The organism is Streptomyces prasinopilosus (assembly GCF_001419695.1).
Taxonomy (GTDB): Bacteria; Actinomycetota; Actinomycetes; order Streptomycetales; family Streptomycetaceae; genus Streptomyces; species Streptomyces prasinopilosus.
Genome location: NZ_LIRG01000326.1, coordinates 21,603 through 26,336, shown reverse-complemented (window position 1 = coordinate 26,336; position 4,734 = coordinate 21,603). Strand labels below are relative to the sequence as shown.

At 72.4% G+C, this 4,734-nt stretch carries 5 protein-coding genes; all 5 read left to right on the top strand.

Annotated features, from left to right (window positions below; all coding sequences use genetic code 11):
• The first annotated feature begins 147 nt into the window (after positions 1 to 147).
• The 5 genes from AOK18_RS14670 (at position 148) to AOK18_RS14650 (ending at position 4,712) form a co-directional block, all read left to right on the top strand.
• On the top strand, positions 148 to 534 hold the full coding sequence (locus AOK18_RS14670) for an ankyrin repeat domain-containing protein (protein ID WP_055570744.1): 387 nt from the start codon (positions 148 to 150) through the stop codon (positions 532 to 534).
• Between the two features lie 235 nt (positions 535 to 769).
• Positions 770 to 1,090 carry a 50S ribosomal protein L21 gene (rplU, locus tag AOK18_RS14665; protein WP_003976204.1) on the top strand — a complete coding sequence of 107 codons (321 nt, stop codon included), beginning with the start codon at positions 770 to 772 and terminating at the stop codon, positions 1,088 to 1,090.
• 14 nt (positions 1,091 to 1,104) lie between these two features.
• The gene (rpmA, locus tag AOK18_RS14660; RefSeq protein ID WP_007449530.1) at positions 1,105 to 1,359 is read left to right on the top strand and encodes a 50S ribosomal protein L27; all 255 of its coding nucleotides are present in this window, start codon (positions 1,105 to 1,107) and stop codon (positions 1,357 to 1,359) included.
• A 117-nt stretch (positions 1,360 to 1,476) separates the two neighbouring features.
• Positions 1,477 to 2,925 (top strand): GTPase ObgE, encoded by a 1,449-nt coding sequence (gene obgE, locus AOK18_RS14655; protein WP_055694639.1) that lies wholly within the window; start codon positions 1,477 to 1,479, stop codon positions 2,923 to 2,925.
• A gap of 233 nt (positions 2,926 to 3,158) precedes the next feature.
• Positions 3,159 to 4,712, top strand: a complete 1,554-nt coding sequence (locus tag AOK18_RS14650; protein ID WP_055694638.1) for an alkaline phosphatase D family protein — start codon at positions 3,159 to 3,161, stop codon at positions 4,710 to 4,712.
• Positions 4,713 to 4,734 lie beyond the last annotated feature (22 nt).

The following is a 4,734-nucleotide window of genomic DNA, read 5'->3' as shown; positions in this document are numbered from 1 at the left end:
CCCGGCGCCCCCATGGACGACCGGCGCCACCCGCTCGACCGGCACGACCGGGCTACCGGCGCCACCCGCTTCGCCGGCACCCCCGCGCGACCGCACGACCGGCGCGACCGCTTGACCAGCACAACCGCCCGACCAGGAGAGATGCGCATGAGCAGGGACGGTCTGACACCCGAGCAGACGGAGCGCGTCGTGGCCCTCGCCATGGACCTGGCCCGTGAAGGCGACACCGGGCAACTGGTGGAGTTCGTGGAGCACGGGCTGCCGGTGGACGTGACCGACGCGGACGGCAACACCTTGCTGATGCTCGCCGCCTATCACGGCCACGCCGGCACCGTACGGGCCCTGATCGGGCTCGGCGCCGACCCGGACCTGCGCAACGCCCGGGACCAGACCCCCCTCGCCGGAGCCCTGTTCAAGGGCGCGGACGAGGTGGTCGGGGTGCTGCGAGAGGCCGGGGCGGACCTGGACTCCGGCACGCCGACCGCCCGGGCCGCGGCGGCCATGTTCGGGCGCGCCCACCTGCTCGAGGACTGACCCGCGGGACGGGGACCCCCCACCGGGCGCCCGCCGTCACCGGTGGCCCCGGCCCGGTTTGACCCCCCGGGGCCACGCCCCGTAACCTTGACCGTCGGCGTGTCCATCGGGACCGCCACATCCCCGTAAACCTTTTCCTCCCGGGTGCATGGACCGGCTCGGGAGAGGTCGCCCGTTGCGTCTGTCGGGTGGCTGGCCTGCGGGGTGCCGTTCTTCGAGTGAGAGTGAGATCCGCGTGTACGCCATCGTGCGCAGCGGTGGTCGCCAGCACAAGGTTGCTGTCGGCGACATCGTTGAGGTTGACAAGATTTCCACGGGCAAGGTCGGCGACACGGTCGAGCTCTCGACCCTGCTCGTCGTCGACGGCGACGCCGTGACCAGCGACCCGTGGGTCCTGGCCGGCATCAAGGTCCAGGCCGAGATCGTGGACCACCACAAGGGCCAGAAGATCGACATTCTGCGCTACAAGAACAAGACCGGCTACCGCCGTCGTCAGGGCCACCGCCAGCAGTACACGGCGATCAAGGTCACTGAGATCCCCGCGGCTGCGAAGTAAGGGACTGAGGAGAGATGGCACACAAGAAGGGCGCATCGTCCACCCGGAACGGTCGCGACTCCAATGCCCAGCGGCTCGGCGTGAAGCGCTTCGGCGGTCAGGCCGTCAACGCGGGTGAGATCCTCGTCCGCCAGCGTGGCACCCACTTCCACCCGGGCGCCGGCGTCGGCCGTGGTGGCGACGACACGCTGTTCGCGCTGGAGGCCGGTGCGGTGCAGTTCGGCACCCACCGCGGCCGCAAGGTCGTGAACATCGTTCCGGTCGCCTGACCGGAAGCTTTCGCGAGGCGGACCTCACTTCCCTGGCGGGAAGGCGGGTCCGCCTTTCGCGTGTTAACCAGGAAACACGTACGCACGTACACCTCACCGTCTCTGGAGGCACCCCACATGACCACCTTCGTGGACCGCGTCGAGCTGCATGTCGCCGCGGGTAACGGAGGCCACGGCTGTGCCTCCGTCCACCGTGAGAAGTTCAAGCCGCTGGGTGGACCCGACGGCGGGAACGGCGGCCGGGGCGGCGACGTGATCCTCACCGTCGACCAGTCCGTGACCACCCTGCTCGACTACCACCACTCCCCGCACCGCAAGGCCACCAACGGCAAGCCCGGCGAGGGCGGCAACCGCAGCGGCAAGGACGGCCAGGACCTCGTCCTTCCGGTGCCGGACGGCACCGTCGTCCTGGACAAGGCGGGCAACGTGCTCGCCGACCTGGTCGGGCACGGGACCTCGTACATCGCCGCCCAGGGCGGCCGGGGCGGGCTCGGGAACGCCGCCCTCGCCTCCGCGCGGCGCAAGGCGCCCGGGTTCGCGCTGCTCGGTGAACCGGGAGACCTGCGGGACATCGGCCTGGAGCTGAAGACCGTCGCCGACGTGGCGCTGGTCGGCTACCCGAGCGCGGGCAAGTCCTCGCTGATCTCCGTGCTCTCCGCCGCCAAGCCCAAGATCGCCGACTACCCGTTCACCACCCTCGTGCCCAACCTGGGCGTCGTCACCGCCGGCTCGACCGTCTACACGATCGCCGACGTGCCCGGGCTCATCCCGGGCGCCAGCCGGGGCAAGGGGCTCGGGCTCGAGTTCCTGCGGCACGTGGAGCGGTGCAGCGTGCTCGTGCACGTGCTGGACACGGCGACGCTGGAGTCCGACCGCGACCCCGTCTCCGACCTCGACGTCATCGAGGAGGAACTGCGGCAGTACGGCGGCCTCGACAACCGCCCCCGCGTCGTCGTCCTCAACAAGACCGACGTGCCGGACGGCAGGGACCTCGCCGAGATGGTGCGGCCGGACCTGGAGGCACGCGGCTACCGCGTCTTCGCGGTGTCCGCCGTCGCCCACCTCGGACTGCGGGAACTGTCGTTCGCGCTGGCCCAGCTGGTGTCCGAGGCGCGGGCCGCCCGCCCCAAGGAGGAGTCGACGCGCGTCGTCATCCGGCCCAAGGCCGTGGACGACAGCGGATTCACCGTCACCCGCGAGGACGAGGGCCTGTTCCGGGTGCGGGGCGAGAAGCCCGAACGCTGGGTCCGCCAGACCGACTTCAACAACGACGAGGCCGTCGGCTACCTCGCCGACCGGCTCAACCGGCTCGGTGTGGAAACGGCGCTGATGAAGGCCGGGGCCCGGACCGGCGACGGCGTCGCCATCGGCCCCGAGGACAACGCCGTCGTCTTCGACTGGGAGCCGACGGTGACCGCCGGTGCGGAGATGCTCGGCCGGCGCGGCGAGGACCACCGCTTCGAGGCACCCCGCCCGGCCGCCCAGCGCCGCCGCGACCGGCAGGCCGAACGGGACGAGTCCGAGCGGGAGTACGACGACTTCGACCCGTTCCGCGACAAGGCGTAGGGACCGGGGCCCGCGGAGCCGCCGGACGGCCCCGCGGGCGGGGCCGTCCCCCGCCCGCCGCCCGCCGCTCACCTCCAGGACCCGCCCGGGCCACGGGACGTTCCCGTGCCGGGGCGGGTCCCCCCTTGTCCGCCTTATTGTCATGAGCGCGCCGCTCCGGATTCAGGGTGCGGACCCTCCGTACCGAGAACTTCCCCGTGTCCACGTCGCATGCGAGGCAGGGGAGTTCGCTCATGTCCGGAGCCTTACCGTCCGACCGCCGCCGCGTTCTGGCCGCCGGCGCCGCCGCGCTCGGCACGGCGGCCTCCGCCCAGCTGTGGCTGCCGGCCACGGCCCGCGCGGCGGGGCGCAAACCGCTGCCCGACGGGGTGTTCAGCCTGGGAGTCGCCTCCGGCGACCCCCTGCCGGACGGGATCGTGCTGTGGACCCGGCTCGCCCCCGACCCCCTGAACGGCGGAGGCATGCCGAACAGCACGGTCCCCGTCGAGTGGCAGGTCGCCCAGGACTCCCGCTTCCGGTGGATCGTCCGCCGGGGCACCGCACTGGCCCGGCCCTCCTACGGCCACAGCGTCCACGTCGACGTACGCGGGCTGCGCCCGGACACCCGGTACTGGTACCGCTTCCGGGCCGGCGGGCAGCTCTCGCGGACCGGCCGCACCCGCACCGCGCCGCCCGCGCACAGCGCGGGCGGCCACCTGAGGCTCGCGCTCGCCTCCTGCCAGAACTGGCAGCACGGCTACTTCACGCCGTACGCCGACATGCTGCGGCAGGACCCGGACGTCGTCGTGTTCGTCGGCGACTACATCTACGAGTCGAGTCCGTCGGCGACCGGCGTACGCCGTCACGAGGGCGGCGGGGAGCCCTACAGCCTGACCCAGTACCGCAACCGGTACGCCCAGTACCGCTCCGACCCGGACCTCGCGGCGATGCACGCGAACGCGCCCTTCGTGGTCACCTTCGACGACCACGAGATCGACAACGACTTCGCCGGCCGGATCCCGCAGGACCCCGACAAGCAGTCGCACGACGCCTTCACGGCCCGCCTCACCGCGGGCTACCGGGCGTACTACGAGCACATGCCGGTCCGCGCGAGCGCCCTCCCCGACGGCCCGCGCATCCGGATGCACCGGCGGCTGGAGTTCGGCCGGCTCGCCCGGCTCAACGTGCTGGACACCCGGCAGTACCGCAGCGACCAGGCGACCGGCCAGGAGGGCGCCCAGGACCCGTCGCGGACCATGCTCGGCGCCGCGCAGAAGCGATGGCTGGTCGACGGGCTGCGCCACTCGCCCGCCCGCTGGAATCTGATCGCCTCCCAGATCATGATGGCCGAGACCGACCTCCGGGTCGGCGAGGGCAAGCTCTGGTACTACGACGCCTGGGACGGCTACCAGGCCGAACGCAACGCGCTGCTCCAGGAGTTCCGGAGGGTGAGCAACCCCGTCGTCCTCACCGGCGACCGCCACCTGACGATGGTCAGCGACCTCAGGGAGGACTTCGCCGACCCGTCCTCCGCGGTCGTGGGCGCCGAGTTCGTCGGCACGTCCGTCTCCAGCAACGGAGACCAGGACCAGGCCGCCTTCCGCGCGCAGTGGGACCCGCGGCGCGCGGACAATCCGCACTGGAAGCTGCTCGACGCCCACCGCGGCTACCACCTGTTCGACATCCGTCCGGACGGCGTCGACGCGCGGGTGCGGGTGGTGGACACCGTGGTGAAGCCCCGGGCCACGCCCCGTACGCTGGCGCGGCTGCGGGTGGAGGCGGGCCGCCCCGGCGTCCACGTGGTGTGACGGCCGTGCGGCGGCCCGCGGG